Raw genomic sequence first — 24,584 nt, 5'->3', positions numbered from 1 at the left:
CTCATCATAGTATAAAAATTTATTCATATAGTAAATAATATTTAGATCTTCACAATTTAAGTTCAAAAAAATATCCTGCCTTCTATATGGTTTTGATAAAATTTATTGAGGGTAAAAATAGAGGATTGTGTTACGTCAACATTCAATTCAAAATCAAAAAATAATGAAAACAAGCTTTTTAGAAGATAACCTTAACTTCAAGCTCATTATTCAAAAATGTGTGCAAAAGTGGTATTATTTTGTTGCAGGCTTGGTACTGGCACTAAGTATTGCATTGGTTTATCTCAAAACTACTACCAAATTATATGAGGTAAAAGCTACCGTGAAATTAAATGATCGGAAGTCTAAACCACAAGTGGACTCTGAGACTGTAGCTTTGGCAAGCTTAGGGGGCAGTTCAGAAATTGACGATGAAATTGGAATGCTTTCATCTTTTTTCATGGTTGACAAAGCCATTAGCCAACTAGACTTTTCCACTACCTATTATCACGATAAACATTTCTTAGGTATTCAGCATTCTGAGGAGCTATACAATAAACTAAAAGTAAATTTTGACCTAGCGAGCCTACAGCCTATTGGAATCCCAGTTCACCTGAGTTTAATAGAGGAAGACAGACTTCTTGTGAAAGTAGAGGCAGAGGAGGTTTACCTTTATGATATATTGGGTGAGAGTGTAAGTGAAGAGCCTCTTGAGCAGTTTGAAATAGAAAAGGAAATATCTGTAAGTGATACTTTAAGAAGTCCGCATTTAAGTTTTTGGTTAGATAAAAGTAGTCTTGATCATATGGAAATAGGAGAAGATTATGTTTTTATTCTTCACTCCAAGAATAGTGTGGTAAAAAAATACCATGAAAAGCTTAGCATAATCAAGCTTACTGAAGACTCAAATATTATTGAGGTAAGTACTAATGGAGCCGTTATTGAAAAAGAAGAAGATTTCATCAATACCTTAATTAATGCATACATTGATTTTGATTTGGCAACAAAGAACCAGTATGGAGTAAAGACTATTCAGTTTATTGATAATCAGCTATCTGTTGTATCCGATTCACTCAAAAATGCTGAGAGTACGCTGCAAGACTTTCGTACGAGTAATAATGTGGTTGACATTGGAATGCAGTCTGAAAGGCTAGCCAAAAGACTTAGCGAACTTGAGGTACAAGAAGAAAAACTGAGAATTCAATACGAATATTATAAGAACATGGCTCAATATCTTGGGCAGGATACAGATTTTGACAATGTAGTAGCTCCTGCCTCGGTGGGAATTGATGACCCTCTTCTTAGCAGTCTAATTATTGAGCTTTCAAAGTTAAATAGCGAAAAGGTGTCTATAGGTTATAGCTCCAATGAAAATAATCCCGTACTGAAGGTAATTAACAGAAAGATTGAGAATGCACGAGAGGCTTTAAGAGAAAATGTTGATAATCAAATCAAGTCTACGCAATTAGGACTAAGTGAAGTTAGAAGAAATATACAATCTGTAGAAAGACAACTAAATCGCCTTCCCCAAAATGAACGTAATCTTGTAGACATTCAGAGAAAATTTATATTGAATGATAATATCTACAACTATTTGCTTCAAAAAAAGGCAGAAGCAGGTATTGCAATTGCCTCTAGTGTTAGTGATAAAATGATGATTGACGAAGCTAGAGTGATAGATGACAGTCCCATTTATCCTAATCCCGTTAAGGTGTTATTTATAGCTATTTTTGCAGGGATGTTTTTTCCTTTAGGGTTGATTCTTGTAAAGGATATGTTTAATGAAAACATAAATAGTCTTGAGGATATTCAAAGAGTAGCAGAAGTTCCTGTTTTAGAGACTGTCCGTTTAGACAGAAAAAATATAAAGAAAACCACCCTCTCTAAGGATCCTGTGGTGAGTGAGAGCTTTAAGTTTGCTCGACTTCATTTGAACCGACTGTATGGTGAAGGGGCAGGGCAAATAATTGGTGTAACTTCATCAATTGAGGGAGAAGGCAAAACATTTTGTACTGCTCACCTAGGTGTTTCCTTTGCTCTTTCCGGACGTAGAACCATTCTTATTTCAGGTGACTTGCACCGCCCCAAATTGAATGGGTATTTTAATGCTCATCAGGCACCAGGCGTTTCTGACTATATAACTGATAAATCTTCTTTTCATGAAATTGTCCAGCAGACTAATGTAGGGCATTTGGACCTAATAAGTGCAGGTAGTAGTCATTTCAAAGACTCTTCTAGCTTGCTTGAAAGTAAAAAGTTTCAAGACTTAATAACAAAGCTAAAGTCAAGCTATCAATATATCATTGTAGATACACCACCCATAGGTTATGTGGCTGACTATTTATTTATGGAGCCACTTTTTGATATCAATTTATTAATTACGAGGCAAGGTCTAACCACTACTCCAATTTTTAGAACTACTGTGGAAATGCTTTCTAAAAGAAAAGTGAATAACCTACATGTAATCTATAATGGTGTTAGTAGCGTAGCAGATAATGATTACGGTTACAGAAAAAACATCATTTCCTATCATAAGGTATGATAGCATTTTTAAGCAAAATTAGACGTGTTGGTAAGCAACTGATGAAAAGTGAGATGCTTAAGAAAGTGTCTGCTAATATGTCATGGTTATTTATTGAGCGTATGATTATGTTGGCAGTTACCCTAGCAGTAGGAGTATACGTAGCCCGATATCTAGGCCCTAAATATTATGGTATTCTCAATTTTGCTATAAGCTTTATCGCTCTCTTTATAGCCATAGCTAACTTAGGCTTACAAAATGTATTAGTAAAAGAATTAGTTGAGCATGAAGATGAGCATAATACTTTTATGGGAAGTGCATTTCTCATGAAATTGGGAGGAAGTATAATATTGCTTGGTATTGTCTTCTTTTCAAGCCAAATGATGGACCTGGACGCTACTACTAGAACTATTGTCTTTATTATCGGTGCAGGACTTTTATTTAAGTCACTAGATACCATTGGTTTTTTCTTTCAATCTAAGGTCCAGTCAAAGTTTGAAGCGGTTGCCAGAACTACATCATTATTGAGCATATCAGCGGTTAAAGTTATACTGATATTACTAAAGGCACCCTTAATTTATTTTGCTTTGGTATATATGCTAGAGCATGTAATTACTTCTACTGTGCTCATGATATTTTATAAGCGGCAAGGAAGAAGTATCGTCAATTGGCGTTTCAGTAAGAAAGCTGTTGTCTATTTATTCAATGAATGTTGGCCAATTATCATTTCGGGATTGGTAGTATCAGTCCATCTCAAAGTGGATCAGGTAATGATCAATCAGATGCTAGGTGATGAGGAGGTAGGGTATTATGCAGCTGCAGCAAAAATATCAGATGTATGGTATTTTATCCCTACAATTATTATGAGCTCAGTATTTCCTGTAATTGTAAAAACTAAAAGTAAATCAAAGAAGCTATTTGATGAGCAATTACATATGTTATATGACTCTATGGTCATATTATCTTTATCGGTAGCAATTCCTTTAACATTTTTGTCAGATTGGTTGATTAATCTTCTTTATGGAGTTGAGTACTCCTTAACAGGAAAAGTACTTTCTATCCATATATGGTCTGCAGTTTTTGGATTCATGAACGTGGTCAGAGGTAAATGGGCTGTAATAGAAAAGCAACAAAGGTTTGGAGTATTTATACAAGGGAGTGGAGCATTAGTGAATATTGCGCTCAACTTCTTCATGATTCCTGCATATGGAATTATTGGGGCAGCTATGGCAACATTAATTACAGTTGCTTCTAATGTTATCATTGCTCCTTTATTTATTAATGCTAATTACAGGGGACAAGTTAAAATGATAGTAAGCTCACTGAATCTTTTTAGTCTTATACCTAGAGTAATCAAGCAAATCAAATCTGTTCTTGGGGGAAAAGAATATCAAGTAGTAAAGTGAAAATAAGCTTATTCATTAAATGAAGTCTCAAATATGGAAAGTGAATGTTCATAGGTGTATTAAATACTAAAAGATGAAGATTAAGTTTGCTGTTATTGGAGGTCAAAAATCAGGTTCTACGTATATTCAAAGTGTATTATCTGCACATCCACAAGTTTTTATGCCAGAAGATGAAGTTCCTTATTTTGAAGACCCTGATTTTCAAGAGGGTGGAATGCAAAAGTTAGAAGCACTCTTTGAAAACGTTAGCAATGAGCTAGTATGGGGGATTAAGCGTCCAAATTTATTGGGAAGTTCACAATATGCGTCTCGTCTAAAGCAAAACTTAGGGCAAATTAAACTTATCGTGATACTTAGAGACCCTGTTATCCGTGCTGTATCCGCTTACTATCATTATATGAAGGATGGGTTTTTGCCTCCTCTAACCCTTTCAGAAGGGATGAATAATATTTTGGAAGGTAAGATGGAAGGTTATGGTAGACACTCTGAAATCATAGAATTTGGATTATATTATAAACACCTAAAGCATTATCATAAATATTTTTCTCAGGATCAGATACTCATACTTTTGTATGATGAATTAAAAAAGAACAAAAAAGAAGTAATAAAAAAGCTATATCGCTTCATTGGAGTAGATGAAGGCTATAACCCTGAGCAGGTTATTGATAAAACTCCTCAAAAAGTAATTTATTCTATTCCTCGACAAAGTTTTATCAGTTTAAGTAACCAATTTAAGTACTCCTATAATGCTGACAAAACACGCTGTTTTAAAAAAAAACAACACCTTGGAGATTTTCTTGCCTGTAAACTTATCCGAGGAGTAGACAAACTTATAATGGCACGGATATTTAGCAACAAAAAACCTCCGATAAGTAAGGAGCTACATTCATCTTTGTATGCTCAATTTCGTGAAGACATTGAACACCTTGAGATATTTTTGCAAAGAGACTTAAGCAGTTGGAAGTTTCAGTTACCTAAAACGGCGGAGTTTTCATGAAAGCACCGATTGTACTTTTTGTTTATAATAGGCCTAGTCATACCCGTAAAGTGATTAAAGCCTTGCAGCGATGTAAAGGAGCTCAGGATAGTGAATTGTATATTTTCTCAGACGCCGCTCAGAACCAGGAAGAGGAAATAAAGGTAAATGACTTAAGAAGTTATCTAGACACAATTACTGGTTTCAAGGAAGTACATATTATTAAAAGAGCTTGTAACTGTGGGTTAGCCTATAATATAATTAATGGAGTTTCTGAAGTCATCAATAAATACCAAAAAGCTATAGTATTGGAAGATGACATCATTTGTGCGCCACAATTCTTATGGTATATGAATGAAGCATTGGAAAAATATAAAAATGATAAAGATATTTTTTCCATTAGTGGTTATCATCCTTATGTTGATTGTTCAAATCAATATAATATTGCCGTTTATAAAAACTACAGAAGTTCTTCATGGGGATGGGCTACCTGGGCAGATCGCTGGAATAAAGTTGACTGGGAAGTTAAAGGACATAAGAAATTTTTTGGAAGTATACCTCAACGTAGAGCTTTTGATAAAGGAGGAGAAGATCTCAGCTTGATGCTGTGGAAGCAAATACATGGCTTGCTTGACTCTTGGGCTATTCGCTTTTGCTATGCTCAATATAAGCATAACGCTTATACTATATATCCAGTTAAATCTTTAGTATCCAACATAGGGTTTGATGGGAGTGGAAGACATAGTGGAGCAGGTTCAAGGTTTTCTGTAAAACTTAATAAAGAAGGTACAAAGTTCAATTTACCAGATCACCCAGAAGTAAATCAACATCTAATAAAGGAATTTAGAAAATATTATAGATTACCTTTTAAAAAAAAGGTTAAGAAGGTACTGCTAATGGATATTTTGAATGGATGGAATAGATAACAAGAGTAGTTATAGTTTTAATATAGCCTACAAACTATTGTTAATAGTTTTACTGGCAAGGTTTTTCTTCCCTCTTGTACAATTAAGTACTCTGGGTAGTGTAAGCTCAGAAGTGGGAGCAGAAGGATATATAAGAGTATTAGCTCTAAGTATATTGATTGTCTTTTTGTTACAGATGCTCAGCAAGTACTCCTTTATATTTGCCTATGAACGAGCTCTTACTATGACAATGATATTCTTTGTGATATTAGTGGTGGGACAGTTTTTCCTCTTGGACAATAAGATGTTCAATATTCAGGGCTCTATTAAGAACTTCTTCTATTTCTCTTTTATTGCTGTTTCCCTATTTAGTGCTATTGTCTATTCCGAGAAAACTATCCAAATTATCTTAAATGTATGTTTATTATTATTTATTCTGGTATTGATATTTTATCCCTATCTAATTGCAACTTCAGGGATCGACCCATTCACAGCATTAATGTATAATGAGCATCGTCTACATTTTTTATTACACGCCTCAAACGAAGATGCTCATTTTATGACTACCCTTTTTATTTTGGTGATGATAAGGTTACGTAAACACAAGGGATGGCTATTCTTCGTAGCGGGTTCATATTATCTAGCCCTAATCTACAACGGGACACGCTCGGCTTTCTTGATTGCTCTTATATTGCCAATTCTATTTTTCATATTATATAAAAAGAGATTTATTTCTTCATTTGTAATTATAGGTATCATATTCATTACTAGTTTTTCCTACATTTCAGACTATGTGCAGGTAAAATTTGAAAAAGATCTTAAAGTATTTGAACAAACTGATACAGTGCTAGCCGGACAAGAAGTAGGAGGGTCATTTTCGTATAGGATCGCCCACTTGTGGGTGCCTATGATTTCCTATACAAACAGAGAATCCCCTATCATTGGTAATGGAAGTAATGGATGGGATATCATTGCTGTAAAGTTATTAAATAATAAGAAAGTGGAATCCCCTCATAATACTTTTGTTTGGGCTTATGTAAATTGGGGTATAATAGGTGTGTTTTGTATGCTCATGCTATTTTGTATCCCTTTATTCAGCATTATAAAAGTATACATCTCAAAACCAAACAGTAAATATCAACTGCTCATTGTAGGCTTAATCTGTACATGGTTTGAGTTTTTTGTATGGTCTATGATTGCCAATGCATATACAGTACATGGCTGGGTAGTACTTTCATTACTAATCGTTTTATCAGTAGCAGTAAAATATGCTGTTTACAAGTCTTCTGATCATGAAAAAGAAACCCAGAATATTAATTATAAGCACGCGTGATAAGCAAGGAGGAGCGGCTAGAGCAGCTTATCGTTTACATCAAAGCTTGCTAGGTATAGGAATAGATTCTTATATGCTGGTTTTGTCAAAAATCAGTAATGATAAAAGAGTAATCGCTCCGGAGACAAAAAAGGATATGATACTGGCTAAATTGATGCCTAGTATAAATAACTTATTTATTGAAATTATTAGTGGAAAAAAAGATAGGAGAGTATTTTCTGCTTCTTATTCTATGTACTCTGTATATAGTAAAATAGAAAAGATAGCTCCGGATATAGTAAATCTACACTGGGTAGGAGATGGCTTCCTTTCCATGAAAGAGTTAAAAAAAATTAACGTCCCCATTGTGTGGACTTTACATGACATGTGGGCCTTTACAGGAGGCTGTCATTATGTAATGGAATGTAAGAATTATATGGCAAAATGTGGGTACTGTGAAGCGCTTGAGTCAAATAAGGAAAAAGACTTAAGCAGAAGGCTATTCATGGATAAGCAAAAAACTTATGCTAATAGTAATATTACAGTAGTGCCACTAAGCCAATGGTTAGCGAAATGTGCTAAGCAAAGCTCTCTTTTTTTTGATAAAGAAATAAGGGTAATTCCTAATCCTATTGATCAAACAGTATATAAACCGTTAGAAAAACTAGCTGCACGGAGATTACTTAACCTGCCAATTGAAAAAAAATTGGTCTTTTTTGGAGCTATGAAGCAAAGTAGTCCAATAAAAGGCTTTAAGAAGTTAGAACAGGCGATATGCAAATTACCAGCTGACAAATTTGAACTAGTTATATTAGGAGCTTCAGAACCTCAAACAGCATTTGAAGAAAGACACAAAGTACACTATTTAGGTCAATTATCAGATGATATTTCTCTCGTTGCTGCATATTCAGCTGCAGATGTTATGGTAGTACCGTCATTATATGAGAATCTTTCAAATGTAATTATGGAATCATTAGCCTGTGGCACTCCAGTTACAGCTTTTGATATTGGAGGAAACAGTGATATGATTATCCATAGAGAAAATGGTTACTTGGCTTATCCTTATGACACCGATGACCTTGCTTTTGGAATTAATTGGGTGACAGAGGACAAGTGTCGGCATGATAAATTAAGACAAACAGCACGCGAAAGTGTAATAAAGAAATACAGTCCTAAAATAGTTGCAGAATCCTATTTATCATTGTTTGAGGAAAAGCTCAACCTACATAGAAAAATTAGTTTAGCTGAAGATGGAATTCATTAAAATATCAATAGTCACTCCTTCTTTCAATCAAGCTGCATTTATCGAGGAAGCTATAAAGAGTGTAACAGCTCAAAATTATCCCAATTTTGAGCATATTATTGTAGATAATTGCTCAACAGATGGTACGTTAGAAATAATAAAAAAATATCCTCATTTAAAATTCATTTCAGAGCCAGATAAGGGACAAAGTGATGCCTTAAACAAAGGCTTTAAAAAAGCAACAGGTGATGTAATTGGATGGCTCAATGCTGATGATTATTACTATCCAGATACCTTTATTAAGGTAAATAAACAATTTATTAGTGATAAAGTAGATGCTATTTATGCTAATGTAAGATTCATAAATGCACAAGGAAAATTAATTAGAAATTTAAGATCTCATGTTCCGGTGAAGTGGATGGGATACTTTTTAACCTTTATACAGTCCACTTCTTTCTTCTTTAGAAGAAAAATTGTTGAGGATAATAATCTCCTTGATGAAAGTTTGTATCAATGTATGGATAGAGACTTCTTTGTAAGGTTATTATATAAAGGTTATAAGTTCAAGTTTGTGAATAAATATTTTGCTGCTTTTCGCTGGCATGAAACAAGTAAATCTTCATCTCAAAAATATCGAGAAACAAGTATCAAAGAACACTTTTATATTATTAATAAAAATACTTCATACAATATTAAAAGCTCACTTATCAATAAGTTACTTTATAAAGTAATTGTTCTTTGTTTTGTAAAACCTGTAAGGAGGATATTAAAAGTTATAAGCATTTTCAAATAGATAAATTTTTGTTTTCCAAACCATTTTGAGAAAACTATCGCTTTAATTTTTAGTTAAAAATTGTATTATAATCATAAAACTATAATGATAAGTAAGAATCGCAGGGTTTTTGTGGTAGCGAGGTTACTAAATAAAATTAAATTAATACTTTTAGAGTTAATTTAATTTAAGACGTGTTCTTAAAAATATCATATTGTTAGCTGTTCATTTTTAGAAGTGAGTGAACAGTGATATTTTACTATTTTGAGTTTATTATAAGATTTAGATAATATCATAAAATGAAAGAAGCAAAAGAAAAGAGAACATATGATTGTAATTCCTTACAAGTTTTTTAAGCTATCCCTCATAAAATGAAAATTCTTTTATCTGCATACTCATGCGCTCCTGACGCTGGAAGTGAACCAAGTTGTGGTTGGAACTGGGCAGTTCAACTTGCTAACTTAGGAAATCAGGTGTGGTGTTTTACCGCAGAAAGCAATAAGCAGGTTATACTCAATAAGCTTAAGAAATATCCGGTAGAAAACCTTCATTTTGTTTTTATTTGCTTGCCTTCATGGTTAGAAAAGATAAAAATTAAATTATCACACTTTTTTCCCCTGGCATATATATATTATCTAATATGGCAACATTATGCTTTTAAAGTAGCTAAAACAAAACATGATTCAATTGATTTTGATATTGTTCATCATGTAACATTTGGTTCTATTCAGCTTGGCTCATATATGTGGAAACTTCCAATTCCCTTTATTTTTGGTCCAGTAGGAGGAGGGGAAAAAGTCCCTGATTCTTTAATTAAATATTCCTCTTCGGGGGTACTTAGAGATGGCTTGAGGAAGCTTACAAGTTTTATAATCATGAAGGTATTTAAAAGTACTTATGCTACATCACAAGCCTCACTTGTGCTAGCTACCAGCTGTGATACTGCAGATGTAGCTAAAAGCTTGGAAGCAAAAAATGTAAAGCTCTTTTTAGACTGTGGCGTTTCATCAGATTTCATGCCGAAGGTAATCCCAAAACGAGAGGCTAAACATTCTATTAACGTATTATGGGTGGGTAGACTACTTCCTCAAAAAGGTTTAAAGTTGGTATTAGAAGTTTTTAAGCGTCTAGGAAAAGCGCATAATATTAAGCTTACAATTGTAGGAGAAGGTCCGATGGGAAGAAAGTATAAAAGTTTTGTCAAGAAAAATAACCTACAAGATGTTGTTAACTTTGCAGGAACACTTCAGTATGAAGAGTTAAAAGATTATTATTTAAGCCATGATATATTAATGTTTTGCCCATTGCGAAATGCATTTGGTATACAAATATTGGAAGCTATGGCTTGTGGTTTACCAGTAATCACTTTAGATCAACATGGTGCTGGTACCTTGATTCCTGAAGGAGTATGTATTAAAGTAAATCCTGAAGATGAAAATTTAATTGACAGGCTGAAGGAAGCTTTAGTAAAGTTGGCAGGTAATAGAGAATATAGAAAGAGACTTTCAGAAAGTGGACTTAAATACGCTAATAAGAATAGTTGGCCTAAAAAGGGAGAGAGAATAATGCGCGAATATCAAGTATTGCTAGAAAGTCAAATGAAAAAAACTAAAGAAAGACTTCGCTTATACTAGTTTAATACTTTGTTTCATCTTTATTTGAAGTATTGGATGATCATATATTCGGCTAACAATATTTTCTAACATAAAATGTTTTGCATGTAATTGAGCCTTTGCGCTAAGTTGGTTTAATGCTTCTCTGTCACCATCCATATTTTTAATTGCCTCTGAAATCTCCATAATTATTTTTTGCTTATTCTTATTTTTTGTTGAAATGACTATGCCACATTGTTCTATGATATGTTCTCCTGGGCCTCCCAACTGGAGGCACATTACGGGTAATTTATGAGCAATGGCTTCAATGACTACATTTCCACCAGCCTCTCTTAAGCTCGGAAAAACCATAAGGTCATAATGTTGATACATCTTAAACAACTGGTCTTGTGGCATTCTATCAACCCAACTGATTTTGTGATTAATATTGAGTTCTATAGCCTTATTTTTAAGCCATTTTTTATCCTTTCCACTGCCAACAACAGTGAGCCGGTGATTTGAATTTTTATGTATTGAAAAGGCTTCCAAAACAAGGTGAAGCCCTTTCCAATACACTAAACGTCCTACATAAAGTAACTTCAAGCCCTCTTTACACTTTTGTAGTTTCTGTAAACTTTTGGGAAGTTTACGAAGACCTATTTCAGTGTTAACTATACATTGATTATGATATTTGGAAGGAATGTGCTTTAGAGTTTCGTGGTTTTTACAGGCAATTAAGATACTATTTTTATAGGTAAGCCTCAGAAGTGGATTATAGATAGATAACTTATTTGCGAAATCACGAAACAACTCAATTAAGATATGACGTTTTTTAAAACTTTTTTTTAGATAAAAAGGATAGTGTTCTCCCCCACCTAATGGGCCAAAAATAAAAGGTCTATCTAAAAAGGCGAGAAATGAGGGAATACGAAAAACACCATAGGTAATATGGTGTATCAAATCAATTTTGTAGGTAACTATCCACTTTTTCGCTTTAAAAAAGACACCTATTTGCCACAAAAAATAGTAGATATAGATCAAAAAGGAGTTGGGTGATCTGAAGCCTATAAATTTTGATATGTCATAATAGAGAAATGTGATATTCTTATTATTAAGATTATTTCCCTGATACTGCATGATATGCTCTCGGTTCTCAGAGCGTGTGATGACATATACATGATGCCTTTTTGCAAGCTCAATCGCAAAATTCCAGCCTACACCAGGCTCGCTACCAAAATTAGGTCGGCAAGCAAATGCTGAGAGAAGAACATTCATGGAAGTGTCTCATTTATAAGAATTTGATAAATATTGGTATGAAATTGTTCAAGGCGAAACTTTTCAAGATACCTTTTTCGACCTGCATTTCCCATAGTTTTTCTAAGAGCTGCATCTCTTATTAATACTAATAATTTATCAGCGATTGCAGCAGCATCTTTGATAGGGACCAGATATCCAGTAGTACCTTCATCAACAATATCCGGAATCCCCCGCCATTGGGTAGCTATTACAGGAAGGTTAAACATCATTGCTTCCACCACGACATTTCCAAATGATTCCGATTCATAAAAACTGGGAAAACAAAAAATATCAGCATGAAGATATTGCTGCCATTTTTCTCTTCCTTGCAATACCCCTTCCCATTGAACTATATTATTCAACTCTTGTTGTTCGCAAAATAATTTTATTTGTTGTTCAAACTCAATAGATGTAAACCCACCCACTATATGGAGTTTAATTTTTTCCTTCTTTAGTAAGTCGATTGCTTTTATTAATACTTTTATTCCTTTACTTTCACTGAGCATACCTACGAATAATATATCTATTGTATCTTTTTTTAAAGAAATCCTTTTGTTAGAAAGCATATCTTTTGCTTTGTCCTCTAAGCCATTAGGTAATATGTAGGTATGTTTGGCACCAAAGTATTTCCCATCTGCTGGATTTAATGAAGATAATTGAATCGCTGCCTTTGGAGAGTGGTAAACCCAACAGGCAATGTGACGGAGCCAGGAGGATTGAGCTTTGAGAAAATCAGATACTCCGGCAGCTCTGAAATGGAATATCAGAGCTGGAAAAAATATTCTAAGTATACCGAGTATCCCTATATCTCTTAGGACTGGTGTTTTGTTAGGACCAGCAGGCATATAATATAAGGTCTTCACATTATAACGAAAACGTATGTAAATCCCCGTGATAATTACTTCAAGCATGTGAAACACTTTTTTTATGCCTGCTTTACCAATATGATGAATATCTTTAGAAAAAGATAATCTAATAAAATGGATTTTGATCCCTGGTAAGTTTGCTTTTATTAATCTTTCTGTCATTAAAGCCTGTCCGTGGTAAGGAGGAGGAGTTTGGCCAATTACTAAAAGTTTTTTCATATACCCTCGTCTGTTGCTTGCAAATAACGATAAAAGATAAAAGCCTGCAAGTTTAGAAAAGAGTAGTAAGGAATAGGCAAGACGTGTTTCATGAAGCTTAGGAAATAGTTTCTAAAATATAATGTTATTAAGAAGCAGTCTAGGTACACAAAAATTATTATTTATTGAAATCTCTTGTATAAAGCTTTTGCAGAGAAGATATGTATGTAATATTTAAGAGTAATAATTGAAAAATGACCTAAGATAATTAATATAAAATACTTGTTTAAAAATGAATTTCTTATGATAAACTATTTTTCCTTAAATGAATAAGGGGTTTTAATTGGTTTTTTTAAAAAATTTTTAATATATATGTGTTTGAAAAAAAATGTTAAGATAGTAATATTGTAAAAATAAATTAAACTTTTTGAAAACATAAGTTAACGGTACTGTTTTGTACTATTAATATATACTCTTAAAGCATATTTATATTGAAGTGCATTAAGTTTTTAGGTAGTTTTATTTTGTTAATGAGATAATTTTCATTTTGTGAAAATCAATTTGATTATTCATTAGTTTAACTAGTGAATAAGTTAATGATTTTTTAGAATACAGATTTAAAAAAAAAGCAGAATTATGAGCTATAATTCATCTCTGTAATCACTATTCCTTAGGCAAATTTATTATGTAGAAGTTTCATTTATACATATTTATTGAATGTCAACAGAAGCTTTTTTATTGATTTATAACTTTGGTTTAGAGTGAATAAAGGTGTCGGGTCAGTGATAAAGCTGATAGTTACTTTTATTATAAATCAGGAACATTCTTTCATATACGAGATCAATAACATTTTTTCTTAGCTCAAATACTAACCGAATCAAGCATAAAAATGCAAAATTATTATCGTAGCCTAAAAAAATTTCAATATTCTACTGCGCTACCTATATTTTTGATGATAACTGATGCTTTTATTATTTTTTATGTAATAAAAGTCTCCTTTCATTATAATTGGTTGACTATGGTGGATAGTGAGCCAACCATACTTGGGTTTGTTACTGCATTTTTAATACTGAGCTGGATAATATCTGGTTTGATAGCTTCTACTTATCAAGTAGAAAACCTAGGTACACATGAAAAGATATTGTTTCACTCTGGTAACACAAGTGTATTATATGTAGCCTTTCTTATTGGTTTAAAGTTAAGCTCTGTTTTACCAGGTTTTTCTTGGTTAAACCTTTTTCTCATCTTTTGTTGCACGGTAATCGCTGTCATTTTGGTTCGTAGTATTATGTTGAAACTTTATAGATATTACCGTAAACTACCATTCAATCAAAAACCTTGCATAGTTATTGGAACTAATCAAAGTGCCTTAAATCTCTTTAATTATTTTCAAAATACTCCTTCGTTAACCCAACGATTCATGGGTTTCTTTGACCAAGAACGGCCCTTATTACGTGAGTTGCAATCTTGGTATTTAGGTGGTCTGGCTGAAGTACAATCATATTGTTTGGAAAATGGAATTAAAGAAATTTATTATACCAAGCCAAATGATAAGTTGTATCTAAACGATTTACAAGATTTTGCGGAAAGACACTTTATTTACCTTGGAATAGTACCTGATTTGGATAGTGATGAGAAAAGAAAAATTGATGCTCAATTATTTGATGATGGTAAAATTCCAGTAATTTCTTTTAGAAATACTCCTCTTCGTTTGATAGTAAATGCGCAAATTAAACGTTTATTTGATATTCTTTTTTCAGGACTAGTGCTATTAGTGCTTTCAGTGAGCTTATTTCCTATTATAGCATTACTAATCAAAATAGACTCTTCAGGGCCTGTTTTATTTCGTCAGTTAAGGCCGGGTAGAAATAATCGTTTGTTCTGGTGCTACAAGTTTCGTACTATGAAAGTAAATGATCAGCTTGAGGTTCAAGCTTCTAAAAACGATACACGAATTACACGAATTGGAGCATTTCTTCGTAAAACCAGTTTAGATGAACTCCCTCAGTTTTTTAATGTCTTGATTGGAGATATGTCAGTAGTAGGTCCCAGACCTAACATGCAGAATCAGTTGCTTTACTATTCCAAACATATTCCTGAATACCCTATTCGTCATACTATCACTCCAGGTATTACTGGTTACGCTCAGGTAAGTGGGTTCCGTGGTGAAACAAAGGAGCTTTATCTAATGAAAAAAAGAGTGGAGTATGATTTAGAATATATGCAAAACTGGAGCTTAAGTTTTGACATAAAAATCATCTGGCTTACGATACTGAATATGATAAAAGGCGAAGAAAATGCATATTGAAAAGAGTGGCAAATTATACTCTCCCATAAAAAAAAATCTATTTTCAGTTTACTACTCATTAGTCGATTATGAGTTTGCTTCAGATGTCCTTATTGAGCAGGCAATTCAAAACAATAGTTACGGACTCTCAGCTTTGGCTGTTCATGGCCTTGTTGAGTCAGTTTGGAGTAAAGAGCTTAATGAAAAAGTGAATAAGATTGATATGGTTGTGCCAGATGGCCAACCAGTAAGATGGGCTTTGAATTATTTTTATAAGGCCAATCTGCCAGACCGTGTATATGGTCCCACCTTAACTTTGCACGTACTTGCAAAAGCATCGGACAAGAAATTAAGAGTTTTTTTATATGGTAGTAAGAAAAATACATTGGATAAGTTTGAAGCCTTTATAAGGAGCAAGTATCCAGGTGTTCAAATCTGCGGTGTACATGAAGATAGGTTTCGTGATGCTACTAAAGAGGAAGATTTAGAAGACATTCAAAAAATTAATAATTCTGGTGCACATATTGTATTAGTGGGTCGTGGTTGCCCTCGCCAAGAAAAATGGGTTGCTGATCATTTAGGAAAAGTAAATTCAGTAATGATGGCAGTAGGAGCCGCGTTTGATTTTCATGCAGGAAATGTAAGCCAGGCACCCTCTTGGATGCAGGATATGGGTTTAGAGTGGCTTTACCGCTTGGTGAAAGAGCCTAGAAGATTATGGCGTAGATATCTTTATACTAATACATATTTCATCTATTTGTTTGTTAAGCACACTTTAAAACCATTATTAATTAGAACAAAATAATTCAAATATGAAGACAATGTTAGTGACTGGGTCCAGCGGTCTTATTGGTAGCGAAGTTGTAAAAAAATTCTGTGAAGCAAATTGGAATGTAATTGGCGTAGATAATAATATGAGGTCAGATTTTTTTGGTGAAGGTGGAGATACACGCTGGAATCAAAGACGTCTAGAAGATACATATACCAATTTTAAACATACTGAACTGGATATTAGAAATCGTAAAGATGTATTAAGTTTTATGGAGGGTATCACTCCCGATGCTATTGTTCATACTGCAGCCCAACCTAGTCATGATTTAGCAGCAAGCAGGCCTTTTGATGATTTTGATACTAATGCAGTAGGAACGCTTAACCTGCTAGAGTCAACTCGTAGGTTTTTTCCTGAAACGGTTTTTGTTCACCTTTCTACAAATAAAGTATATGGTGATGCTCCAAACTATCTAAACCTCAAAGAAGAAGAGACTCGTTGGGAATACGCAGATGAAACTTATCGTAATGGTATAAAAGAAAGTTTTACAATTGATCAGTCAAAACATTCTTTATTTGGTGCTTCAAAAGTAGCTGCGGATGTAATGGTTCAAGAATATGGCCGTTATTTTAATATCCCCACCTGCTGTCTTCGTGGAGGTTGCCTTACAGGACCTAATCACTCTGGCGTAGAACTACATGGATTTTTAAGCTATTTAATTAAGTGTAATTTGGAAGGTAAACTCTACAAAATATTTGGTTATAAAGGAAAACAGGTTAGAGATAATATTCACTCATATGATGTTACTCGCTTCATTGAGGAATTTATCAAATCTCCCCGGGTTGCAGAGGTTTATAATATCGGAGGAGGTAGAGATAACTCAATATCAATTCTGGAAGCTTTTAAATTAATCGAAAGCATTTCAGGAAAATCTATGCAGTACGAATATGTGGATAAAAATCGTGAGGGAGATCATATGTGTTATATTTCCGATTTATCTAAAATTAGAGAGCATTATCCTAATTGGGATATCACTAAGAATCTACAGACGACTTTTGAAGAAATATATCAATCCTGGGAAAGCAGGTTTTCTTTAGCTAAATGAAATCAAGTCTGGTAAGTAAGTTATCAAAGGTCATACCTTTAAACATGAGTCATCCCATATTTTATAGTAGAGGATGACAAAAAGAAAAACCTCCTGTTTAGAGAAAAGGAACAGATCTAAACAAGGAGGTTTTTATGTATAATAGTTTAAAGATACTTCTTTTCCTTGGACAGGCTGCAACGGCTGTATTTTTTCTCGTCGGCTAGAGCAGTTTCTTTAACCTGTTCTCCAAAAACTGATCAACATATTGATAAACAGCTAGTCAGAAGCTTTGCTGGTCTGTACCAAAGTGTCTTGCGCCTACGCTCCCGTAGCAGCGGCTTTTTACTGAGTGAGTTGGGCTGTTATCTGTTAGGTTTTGCTCATGCAGCAGCCGGAATGAAGCGTTTATCTGACCTTTGAAGAAATTGAGTCAGACAAAAAAGCCCAAGAGATGGTCTTTGCATATGCTAAAAATATGGGACATCGAGCCGGGAACTGGGCGCAGTGTTTTCGTTTCAACAAATCCGAATTAGCCATACATAGAAAGTTGCAGGCTCTGGTTTTGGTGGACGCCACCTTTAGGTTAGTAGCATATTAAAATTCTAAGAAAGTAGTTTTTGCTACTATGTTGTGAATATGTGGTTAACTCGATAGAGTTATCCATATATTCACAACCAATTCATTAGCGCAAGTGAACTAGGGTCGCCGCCAGGTAAGACCTATGCAGCGATTCGCAGCATAACAGGGTGAAACTACTCTACACTATTATTTTAATCTATATATTTCCCCTTTTACTCTTGAATAAAAAGTTTGCTCAGCAAAAACAAAAACTACTCAGACTATGCTGTCATAGAACAGGAAAGCGGAGCAGGAAGACACCTATACCACTTTATCGTATCAGAGTAGCTATTGCTAACCTTTATAACTTGTACCTCAATCCCGAAACTCAAAATTTGAGATGACTCGAAGAATAAAAATAAAATATTGTGACTATACTATTCTGTTAGTCATTTAAGTATCTAAGCAACAATATGGTACTCGAAATAGCTCCAAAAAGCACACTGAGAATTGTAAAAGTACTTAAGTTACTACGAGTATTCTTGGCCTTAAGCGGTTGGACGTAAATAACATCATTAGGCTGGAGAAAATAGTATTTGGAAGATAAGATATCCGGATCTTTTAGATTAATCAATACTACTTCAGAGCCATTATCAGTCTGACGAATAAGGGTTATATTTTCTCGGTTACCAAATTCAGTGAGGTCACTGGCCAAACCTAAGCCTTCTAACAAGTTTGCCTGGTCATTATAAACATAATAATAGCCTGGACTGTTTACTTCTCCCAGTACAGTGATTTTAAAGCTTGTCAATTTTACGATAACCGTAGCTGTACTTAAATATTCACTAATTTCGTTAGCAATTAGAGTCTGAGCTTCATTAAGGGTTAAATCAACTACTTTGACAGGCCCAACTTCAGGTAATGTAATATTCCCTTCTTCATTTATAGAATACCCGTTAAGATAAAAACCGGCAGGGTTAAGATTCATAAAACCTGTGTTAGGTTGAATATTGAAATAAGCTTCGGACTCTGAGTCCAATGTAAGTATTCTCACCGATAGTACATCACGCGGCTGTAGCCGATATGTTTGTCTTGGATTAAGTATTTCAGTAGATACTTCAGTATTAAATTCAGGGTCAGGAAAATAGACTACTTGCTTATTAGGAATGCAGGAAACAACCACAAATACTAATAGTAGAAAAGGATATAATGATTTCATTTTTTAATGAAATAAATTTATAGAGTTTTATGTAAACCTTACAAAGTTATGATTTTGATAGCACTTATGGTAAGGATTTATAATAAAAAGGTAATTCTAAAAAATACACTTTTTCAATATCAGAGTTTTGAATTACTGCAAAAATTAAACAAGCCGAATGCTTATCAAAATGAGTGGATTGAGCTACAAACTTTTCTTAGCTCGGAAAATTATGAAAGAATCTCTCATGTACAAAGAGAAATGTTATTTTATTCTGAAATGCTCTCTAATACGCTAACTAAAAATAATTGACTGGGGAGGGGATTTAAAAAAATTAAATTGTTCAACTAGGTCGTGTTGACATCTAATATCAAAGTTACAAACTTTGTTCAAAAAGGGTATGCGAAGGTATGAGTTACGTGAAGATCAATGGTTAAAGATTGCTCCCCTATTACCGGGGAAAGAAACTGATCCTGGCAGAACGGCTGATAACCGTTTGTTTGTTCATGCAGTGCTATGGATTGCTCGAAGCGGGGCTCCTTGGCGGGATTTGCCCGGGCGTTTCGGAGAGTGGAACAGCGTCTATGTGCGTTTTAATCGTTGGGCTAAGAAGGGAGTATAAAAGCAAGTGTTTGAGGGACTACAAGAGTCTGATTTAGAATGGATTATGACTGATAGCACCATAGTGCGTGCCCATCAGCATTCAGCAGGTCAAAAAAAGTTGCCGACAAGGGGATGAAGCAATAGGAAAGAGTAGAGGGGGTAAAAGCACAAAAGTGCACGCTAGCGTAGATGCTTTAGGCAATCCTCGCCGCCTCATTTTAACTCCCGGACAGGATCACGATGTACGTACCGGTCCTGCTTTGGTTAAAGTCGCCGTGACGCGGGGGAAATTACGGAGGCAGTGATTGCCGATAAAGCTTATGACAGTGACGAGTTTCTGATTTTAATTGCTCAAATGGGGGCTGTAGCCGTTATTCCTCCAAAAACTAACCGAGTAGAGCAGCGTGATTATGACAAAAATTTATATGCTGACAGAAATAAGGTGGAGCGATTCTATAATAAAGCAAAGCAGTACCGAAGATTGGCAACTCGTTATGAAAAAACAGCTCGCAACTACTTGGCCTTCTGGCATATAGCTAGCTGCGTCATCCTAACTCTATAATCGTATGTCAACACGGCCTAGATGAGGTTATAGACTTCTTAGCAAAAACTTCTAGAAAAGAAAACAGATATGTTTTTAAAGTTGTAAACCAGGGTATGCAAAGACCTTTGAGTACCTCCTTTTAGTTAAGCTGTTTTTAAAGTATTAGATCAGGCCTTTGCAAAGTTAAGTTAATTTTCTTTCCTCAGCCAATACAATAATCCCGCACTCAACAAACCAGCAGCTAGTACAGCTAAGGTAGTATTTTTTTGCGTAGTAGTAGCCTGTAATTCAAGGCTGTGATCTGTGGCCTGGCTGTCAAAGCTACCATGCGAACCGCGATCTTCAGGAATGGGCTCCCATAAGTTGTGCGGACGACCTGGCTCCTCTGCTTCATCTGTTTGTTGACCAGAGTAACCCACCTTCGCGAGGTAATGATCTAATAATCCCGGAAAAAACTTGTTGCCTAATATCGTTTGTGCAGTGGCTGAACCTACATAAATGCTTCTTCGCTGATGATGTGCTGCATAATAAATGGCACGAGCAGCTACTTCCGGCTGGTAAATCTTTCCCATAGGCTTACCTTTCATAGGGAGTCTTGACTTGACCCAGCCAAACTGGGTGGTGTTCATAGCGGGAAGCTGCACCATAGACACATTGATATTGCTATCGTCGTGAATGAGCTCTGAGCGAAAAGAATCAAAAAAGCCCTGTATGGCATGCTTGGAAGCGCAATATGCAGACTGTAAAGGGATTCCTCTGTAGGCCAGAGCCGAACCTACTAATATTATTGAGCCGCTGTTCCGTTTACGCATGCGCTCATACGCAGCCAGCGTTCCATACACCTGGCCAAGGTAAGTAACATCAGTAACTCGCTTATATTCCTCCGCTTTCATCTCTTTGACGGGAGAAAAAACCGAGTTCATGGCATTGTTGACCCATATGCTAATAGGGCCCAGTTCTTTTTCAATGCGCTCAGCAGCAGCTTCCACTTCTTCTGCTTTCGCCAGGTCAAGCTGTATGGCCAAGGCTTTACCTCCTAAAGCTTCCACATCCTTACTGGCTCCTTCTAGTCCTTCTTTACCCCGCGCTAGCAGGGCAACTTTATAACCTTTGCGAGCAAACTCCCGTGCGGTAGCTCTTCCTACACCTCCCGATGCTCCGGTAATTACTACAACATTGCTCAAGTGAATAATAGACATTTTTGGTTTGGATTATAGATTAAAAAATGCTTATAGTTTGCATGCTTGCCATAATTCGTAATGTAAACAGGCAAGTACACAATCTTTAACATCACTTAATATACTTTGTTTTTATATTCTAAGGCAGAAAAAGTAATTGACAAATGCAATGATACATCCAGAAGTGAGCGGTAATAAAGAAAAGGTATTGTTGGACAGAACTTCATCAATTCACTGATAACGAAAGCATTTGCCAAACCAGTAATAGTGGTATTAACTATGTAAGCTACCCCGGGATAATAATGCTTTTATATCAATACGATTGAGATAAGGAGTGAGATGAGAACTCTTCTTAAAGGTATGGACATTGATGATGTTTCTCCAGGGGAGTAACCAACAACTCCATATTTCTATATAAAAATCCTGAATAGCAAAGAGGCGGATCGTGCATCCAAATGCCTGACGGCTTTCTATAAAAATCCCGTGCTTGGCAACAATCTTAATTTTAGTTTTGAAGCCTGTCTTTTTAAAACTTTGATACGCTGACATATAACCAAAAAGTTAAAGTAAGAGAAAATTAATATACGTGACAAAGCAGATAGGCCCCCCAATACTCCCACTCTTCTTTCGTGTATATGCTTTTATCCGTGCATGTATATAAGTAGAATCAAGCTATAAAAGTTATGGAGCTTAGCCCTTGCCTAAAAAAAATAGTAAGATATACTCAGTAAAAAGAGAGTTGGCTTAAATCTCATAAAAGTTTAGCTACAGAAATTCTTAGCTGCCCTGTTGAAGAACAAAATCTTCCACGAATAGCAAAATAAAGTCAATTAAAAGTAGGCTTAACAAGACTGAATTTAACCCAAAATGTGTGTTTTAATATACTAAGATCGCCTTTTCAAAGCATAAATAAGTACACGCATAATTAAATATTATAATATAAAATTGTAATATTTAAAGTAATTTATTACATTTGTATTGTTGGTTTGATTTAAATGTAAAAGTATGAGTTGGATTGGTTTACTAATTATTGTGCTGGCATTTTCTCTGGAATTAATACCTACCAAATAATTGATCAGCAGTTGGCATTTACCGGGGAGCAAATTTTTGTTCCCCTGTTTTGTTTTTAGTACATAGCTTAGATTATCCATTTTTTTGTCACTCACCAGTGACGATTGTATCAATTCTTAAACCTTACTGTTGTGTTATACTCCTCACAATCCTGGGTAGGTCAACTGAGAAATTTACTTTTTTAAAAAATAGCGATAGACCCTAAAGGTTTTCTACTGACTGCATTTATGTACTTGAGAGAAAGTAGTCAGTCAACAAGGGTAGCAAAATTGCTGCTGCATGAAGGTAAAATGTAATTGTTGATTAGTAAATTTATCTATAAGTTGTAAAACTGTGCCCTTATATGATGAAGGCGCTACTTGTATTACACAGGCTTAATAAGTTCAGTTATTTTTAATTTAAACTACAACAACCTATGAGAACCTTAATATGTACTTTGTTTCTGTTTACTTTTTTTTGTGTAGGTAGTTTACATGCCCAGCAACAGGAAGTAACCAATGAGCAACTGATCGGACTCTATGAAGGATTAAGAGTAGCCGATGTGTCCGACGGCATGGACATGGTCGGATTGATGGACGTAGGACTGATGGACCCTAAAATTTCACCTCTCTGGAAAGATATTGAGAACTTTGAGCACCAAATGGTGGGCATTGCCTTTACAGTACGCTATGTGCCTACCAACCGTATGCCCTCTTTGGGAGATGTGTCTCGTGAAGAATACAAAAATTTTCGAGATCAGTGGTATACCAATCTTTCCGCAGAGCCTTTCATTGAAGATATCAGGCCCGGAGATGTTGTAGTCATTGACAATGCAGACGATGGTGACACCGGTACTACCGGCTCCAATAACAGTATGATATGGAAAAGCAAAGGTGCAGTGGGTATTGTATCAGCCGGGGGAGTAAGGGATACCGATGAGATCATCAAGCAGGGTATTCCGGTGTACATGGATTATTTCAAGCGAGGCAGAGGAATACGTCCCGGTCGTAATGAACTGGAATCCTACAATGAACCTGTGGTGGTAGGAGGCGTATACATTCGCCCGGGTGATGTTATCATAGCCGATGGCGATGGCGTGATCGTGGTCCCCCGTGAACGTGCGCTGGAAGTAGCCGATGCTGCTCGTGAAGAAAAAAACATTGACATGGCGGCCCGTAAGAAGCTATATCAGGAACTGGGACTACCTATTGATTTTACAGTAGAAGAAGAAAACTAATAATGCAATACTAATATCAAACCTACTACAAATTCAAAACATGCACTCACACAAATCTCTTTTACTCATCATTATTTTCTGCTTGTTGGTTTCGCCTGTAGTGTGGGCACAACAGACTGTAGATACCTTACAGCTCTGGCCGGAAGGAGCTCCCGGAGCGATGGGGCAGGAGGAAAAAGACCATCCCATGCTGATTCGCTACCCCGCACCTGAACATATGGCTTCCGGAGCTGCCGTAGTGGTATGTCCGGGAGGCGGGTACAATATGCTGGCCATGGACCACGAGGGGCATCAGATTGGCCGTTGGCTCAATAGCTTTGGTGTATCAGCTTATATCCTCACTTACCGTCTGGGACGTAATGGCTATAAACATCCCATTCCAATGAACGATGGCAAGCGGGCGATACGAACGGTAAGGGCAAATGCTGAAGCTTGGGGGGTAGATGAAGAACGTATTGGTGTGCTGGGTTTTTCCGCAGGAGGGCATATGGCTTCAACATTAGGAACACACTTTGACGCAGGACAGGAAGGTGCTGCTGACCCGATAGATCAGATGAGCAGTCGCCCGGATTTTATGGTGTTGCTCTATCCGGTAATCTCTTTTACTGAAGATTACCAGCACAGCGGTTCACGCATCTCACTACTGGGAGAAGATGCTGATCCTGCTACGGTGCGCTCACTTTCCAACGAACTTCAGGTCACCGATGATACGCCGCCTGCTTTTTTGGTACATACAACGGAAGATCAGGCAGTACCCCCGGAAAATAGTATCTATTTTTATCTGGAGCTGAAGAAAAGAGGCATCCCGGTAGAGATGCATATTTTTGAGAAAGGCAGACATGGATTGGGCATGGGTGCACCTGGGACTGCCTTCTCCAGCTGGCCGGAGCTTTGTGAAGAATGGATGCTGGAGCGTGGCTACTTGAATGAATAACAGGATTTCATTGCTGTTTCATGTAGAACGACTGTACTACTCACGGTCGTTCTACAAACAATGAAGTTTCTTC

General features: G+C 35.6%; 18 protein-coding genes and 1 pseudogene. 14 read left to right on the top strand and 5 right to left on the bottom strand.

Features of this window, described 5'->3' with window-relative positions:
- Positions 1-163: 163 nt before the first annotated feature.
- The 8 genes from WJR50_RS07220 (at position 164) to WJR50_RS07185 (ending at position 10,748) form a co-directional block, all read left to right on the top strand.
- Positions 164-2,521 carry a GumC family protein gene (locus WJR50_RS07220; protein ID WP_341292571.1) on the top strand — a complete coding sequence of 786 codons (2,358 nt, stop codon included), beginning with the start codon at positions 164-166 and terminating at the stop codon, positions 2,519-2,521.
- Positions 2,518-3,906 (top strand): flippase, encoded by a 1,389-nt coding sequence (locus tag WJR50_RS07215; protein ID WP_341292570.1) that lies wholly within the window; start codon positions 2,518-2,520, stop codon positions 3,904-3,906. Before WJR50_RS07220 ends, WJR50_RS07215 begins: the two co-directional genes overlap by 4 nt.
- A gap of 73 nt (positions 3,907-3,979) precedes the next feature.
- Positions 3,980-4,903 carry a sulfotransferase domain-containing protein gene (locus tag WJR50_RS07210; RefSeq protein ID WP_341292569.1) on the top strand — a complete coding sequence of 308 codons (924 nt, stop codon included), beginning with the start codon at positions 3,980-3,982 and terminating at the stop codon, positions 4,901-4,903.
- Positions 4,900-5,808, top strand: coding sequence for a glycosyltransferase family protein (locus WJR50_RS07205; RefSeq protein WP_341292568.1), 909 nt, complete (start codon positions 4,900-4,902; stop codon positions 5,806-5,808). Before WJR50_RS07210 ends, WJR50_RS07205 begins: the two co-directional genes overlap by 4 nt.
- The gene (locus tag WJR50_RS07200) at positions 5,792-7,120 is read left to right on the top strand and encodes an O-antigen ligase family protein (RefSeq protein WP_341292567.1); all 1,329 of its coding nucleotides are present in this window, start codon (positions 5,792-5,794) and stop codon (positions 7,118-7,120) included. The genes WJR50_RS07205 and WJR50_RS07200 overlap by 17 nt, the downstream gene beginning before the upstream one ends.
- Positions 7,080-8,363, top strand: coding sequence for a glycosyltransferase family 4 protein (locus tag WJR50_RS07195; RefSeq protein ID WP_341292566.1), 1,284 nt, complete (start codon positions 7,080-7,082; stop codon positions 8,361-8,363). Before WJR50_RS07200 ends, WJR50_RS07195 begins: the two co-directional genes overlap by 41 nt.
- Positions 8,350-9,135, top strand: coding sequence for a glycosyltransferase family 2 protein (locus WJR50_RS07190; RefSeq protein WP_341292565.1), 786 nt, complete (start codon positions 8,350-8,352; stop codon positions 9,133-9,135). Before WJR50_RS07195 ends, WJR50_RS07190 begins: the two co-directional genes overlap by 14 nt.
- Before the next feature lie 350 nt (positions 9,136-9,485).
- Positions 9,486-10,748, top strand: a complete 1,263-nt coding sequence (locus WJR50_RS07185; RefSeq protein WP_341292564.1) for a glycosyltransferase — start codon at positions 9,486-9,488, stop codon at positions 10,746-10,748.
- Here WJR50_RS07185 and WJR50_RS07180 read toward each other — a convergent pair.
- Positions 10,740-11,981 carry a glycosyltransferase gene (locus WJR50_RS07180; RefSeq protein ID WP_341292563.1) on the bottom strand — a complete coding sequence of 414 codons (1,242 nt, stop codon included), beginning with the start codon at positions 11,979-11,981 and terminating at the stop codon, positions 10,740-10,742. The two genes, WJR50_RS07185 and WJR50_RS07180, sit on opposite strands and share 9 nt — an antisense overlap.
- Positions 11,978-13,087: a glycosyltransferase family 4 protein gene (locus WJR50_RS07175; RefSeq protein ID WP_341292562.1), complete on the bottom strand. Its 1,110-nt coding sequence runs from the start codon at positions 13,085-13,087 to the stop codon at positions 11,978-11,980. The genes WJR50_RS07180 and WJR50_RS07175 overlap by 4 nt, the downstream gene beginning before the upstream one ends.
- 868 nt (positions 13,088-13,955) lie before the next feature.
- Between WJR50_RS07175 and WJR50_RS07170 the strand changes: the two genes are divergently transcribed.
- The 3 genes from WJR50_RS07170 to WJR50_RS07160 are packed head-to-tail and all read left to right on the top strand — an operon-like array spanning position 13,956 to position 17,227.
- Positions 13,956-15,374: an exopolysaccharide biosynthesis polyprenyl glycosylphosphotransferase gene (locus tag WJR50_RS07170; protein WP_341292561.1), complete on the top strand. Its 1,419-nt coding sequence runs from the start codon at positions 13,956-13,958 to the stop codon at positions 15,372-15,374.
- A complete protein-coding gene (locus WJR50_RS07165) occupies positions 15,364-16,158 on the top strand; it encodes a WecB/TagA/CpsF family glycosyltransferase (RefSeq protein WP_341292560.1) in 795 nt (264 codons plus the stop codon). Before WJR50_RS07170 ends, WJR50_RS07165 begins: the two co-directional genes overlap by 11 nt.
- A gap of 7 nt (positions 16,159-16,165) precedes the next feature.
- Positions 16,166-17,227: an NAD-dependent epimerase/dehydratase family protein gene (locus WJR50_RS07160; protein WP_341292559.1), complete on the top strand. Its 1,062-nt coding sequence runs from the start codon at positions 16,166-16,168 to the stop codon at positions 17,225-17,227.
- Between the two features lie 985 nt (positions 17,228-18,212).
- On the opposite strand, the gene WJR50_RS07155 is transcribed toward WJR50_RS07160, so the two are convergent.
- Positions 18,213-18,986 carry a polysaccharide biosynthesis/export family protein gene (locus WJR50_RS07155; RefSeq protein WP_341292558.1) on the bottom strand — a complete coding sequence of 258 codons (774 nt, stop codon included), beginning with the start codon at positions 18,984-18,986 and terminating at the stop codon, positions 18,213-18,215.
- 379 nt (positions 18,987-19,365) lie between these two features.
- On the opposite strand from WJR50_RS07155, the pseudogene WJR50_RS07150 reads away from it, so the two are divergent.
- Positions 19,366-20,130: pseudogene (locus WJR50_RS07150) on the top strand (IS5 family transposase).
- A gap of 170 nt (positions 20,131-20,300) precedes the next feature.
- On the opposite strand, the gene WJR50_RS07145 reads toward WJR50_RS07150, so the two are convergent.
- Both WJR50_RS07145 and WJR50_RS07140 read right to left on the bottom strand, forming a co-directional pair.
- Positions 20,301-21,311: an SDR family oxidoreductase gene (locus tag WJR50_RS07145; RefSeq protein WP_341292557.1), complete on the bottom strand. Its 1,011-nt coding sequence runs from the start codon at positions 21,309-21,311 to the stop codon at positions 20,301-20,303.
- A 252-nt stretch (positions 21,312-21,563) separates the two neighbouring features.
- The gene (locus WJR50_RS07140) at positions 21,564-21,839 is read right to left on the bottom strand and encodes a hypothetical protein (RefSeq protein ID WP_341292556.1); all 276 of its coding nucleotides are present in this window, start codon (positions 21,837-21,839) and stop codon (positions 21,564-21,566) included.
- 937 nt (positions 21,840-22,776) lie between these two features.
- On the opposite strand from WJR50_RS07140, the gene WJR50_RS07135 reads away from it, so the two are divergent.
- Complete coding sequence (locus WJR50_RS07135; protein WP_341292555.1) at positions 22,777-23,577, top strand: RraA family protein; 801 nt, start codon at positions 22,777-22,779, stop codon at positions 23,575-23,577.
- A gap of 40 nt (positions 23,578-23,617) precedes the next feature.
- The gene (locus WJR50_RS07130; RefSeq protein WP_341292554.1) at positions 23,618-24,511 is read left to right on the top strand and encodes an alpha/beta hydrolase; all 894 of its coding nucleotides are present in this window, start codon (positions 23,618-23,620) and stop codon (positions 24,509-24,511) included.
- The last annotated feature ends 73 nt before the right edge of the window (positions 24,512-24,584 follow it).

This window comes from Catalinimonas locisalis (assembly GCF_038039535.1).
GTDB lineage: Bacteria > Bacteroidota > Bacteroidia > Cytophagales > Cyclobacteriaceae > Catalinimonas.
The sequence above is the reverse complement of the archived record's forward strand: the minus strand, read 5'-3'. Positions and strand labels throughout refer to the sequence as shown.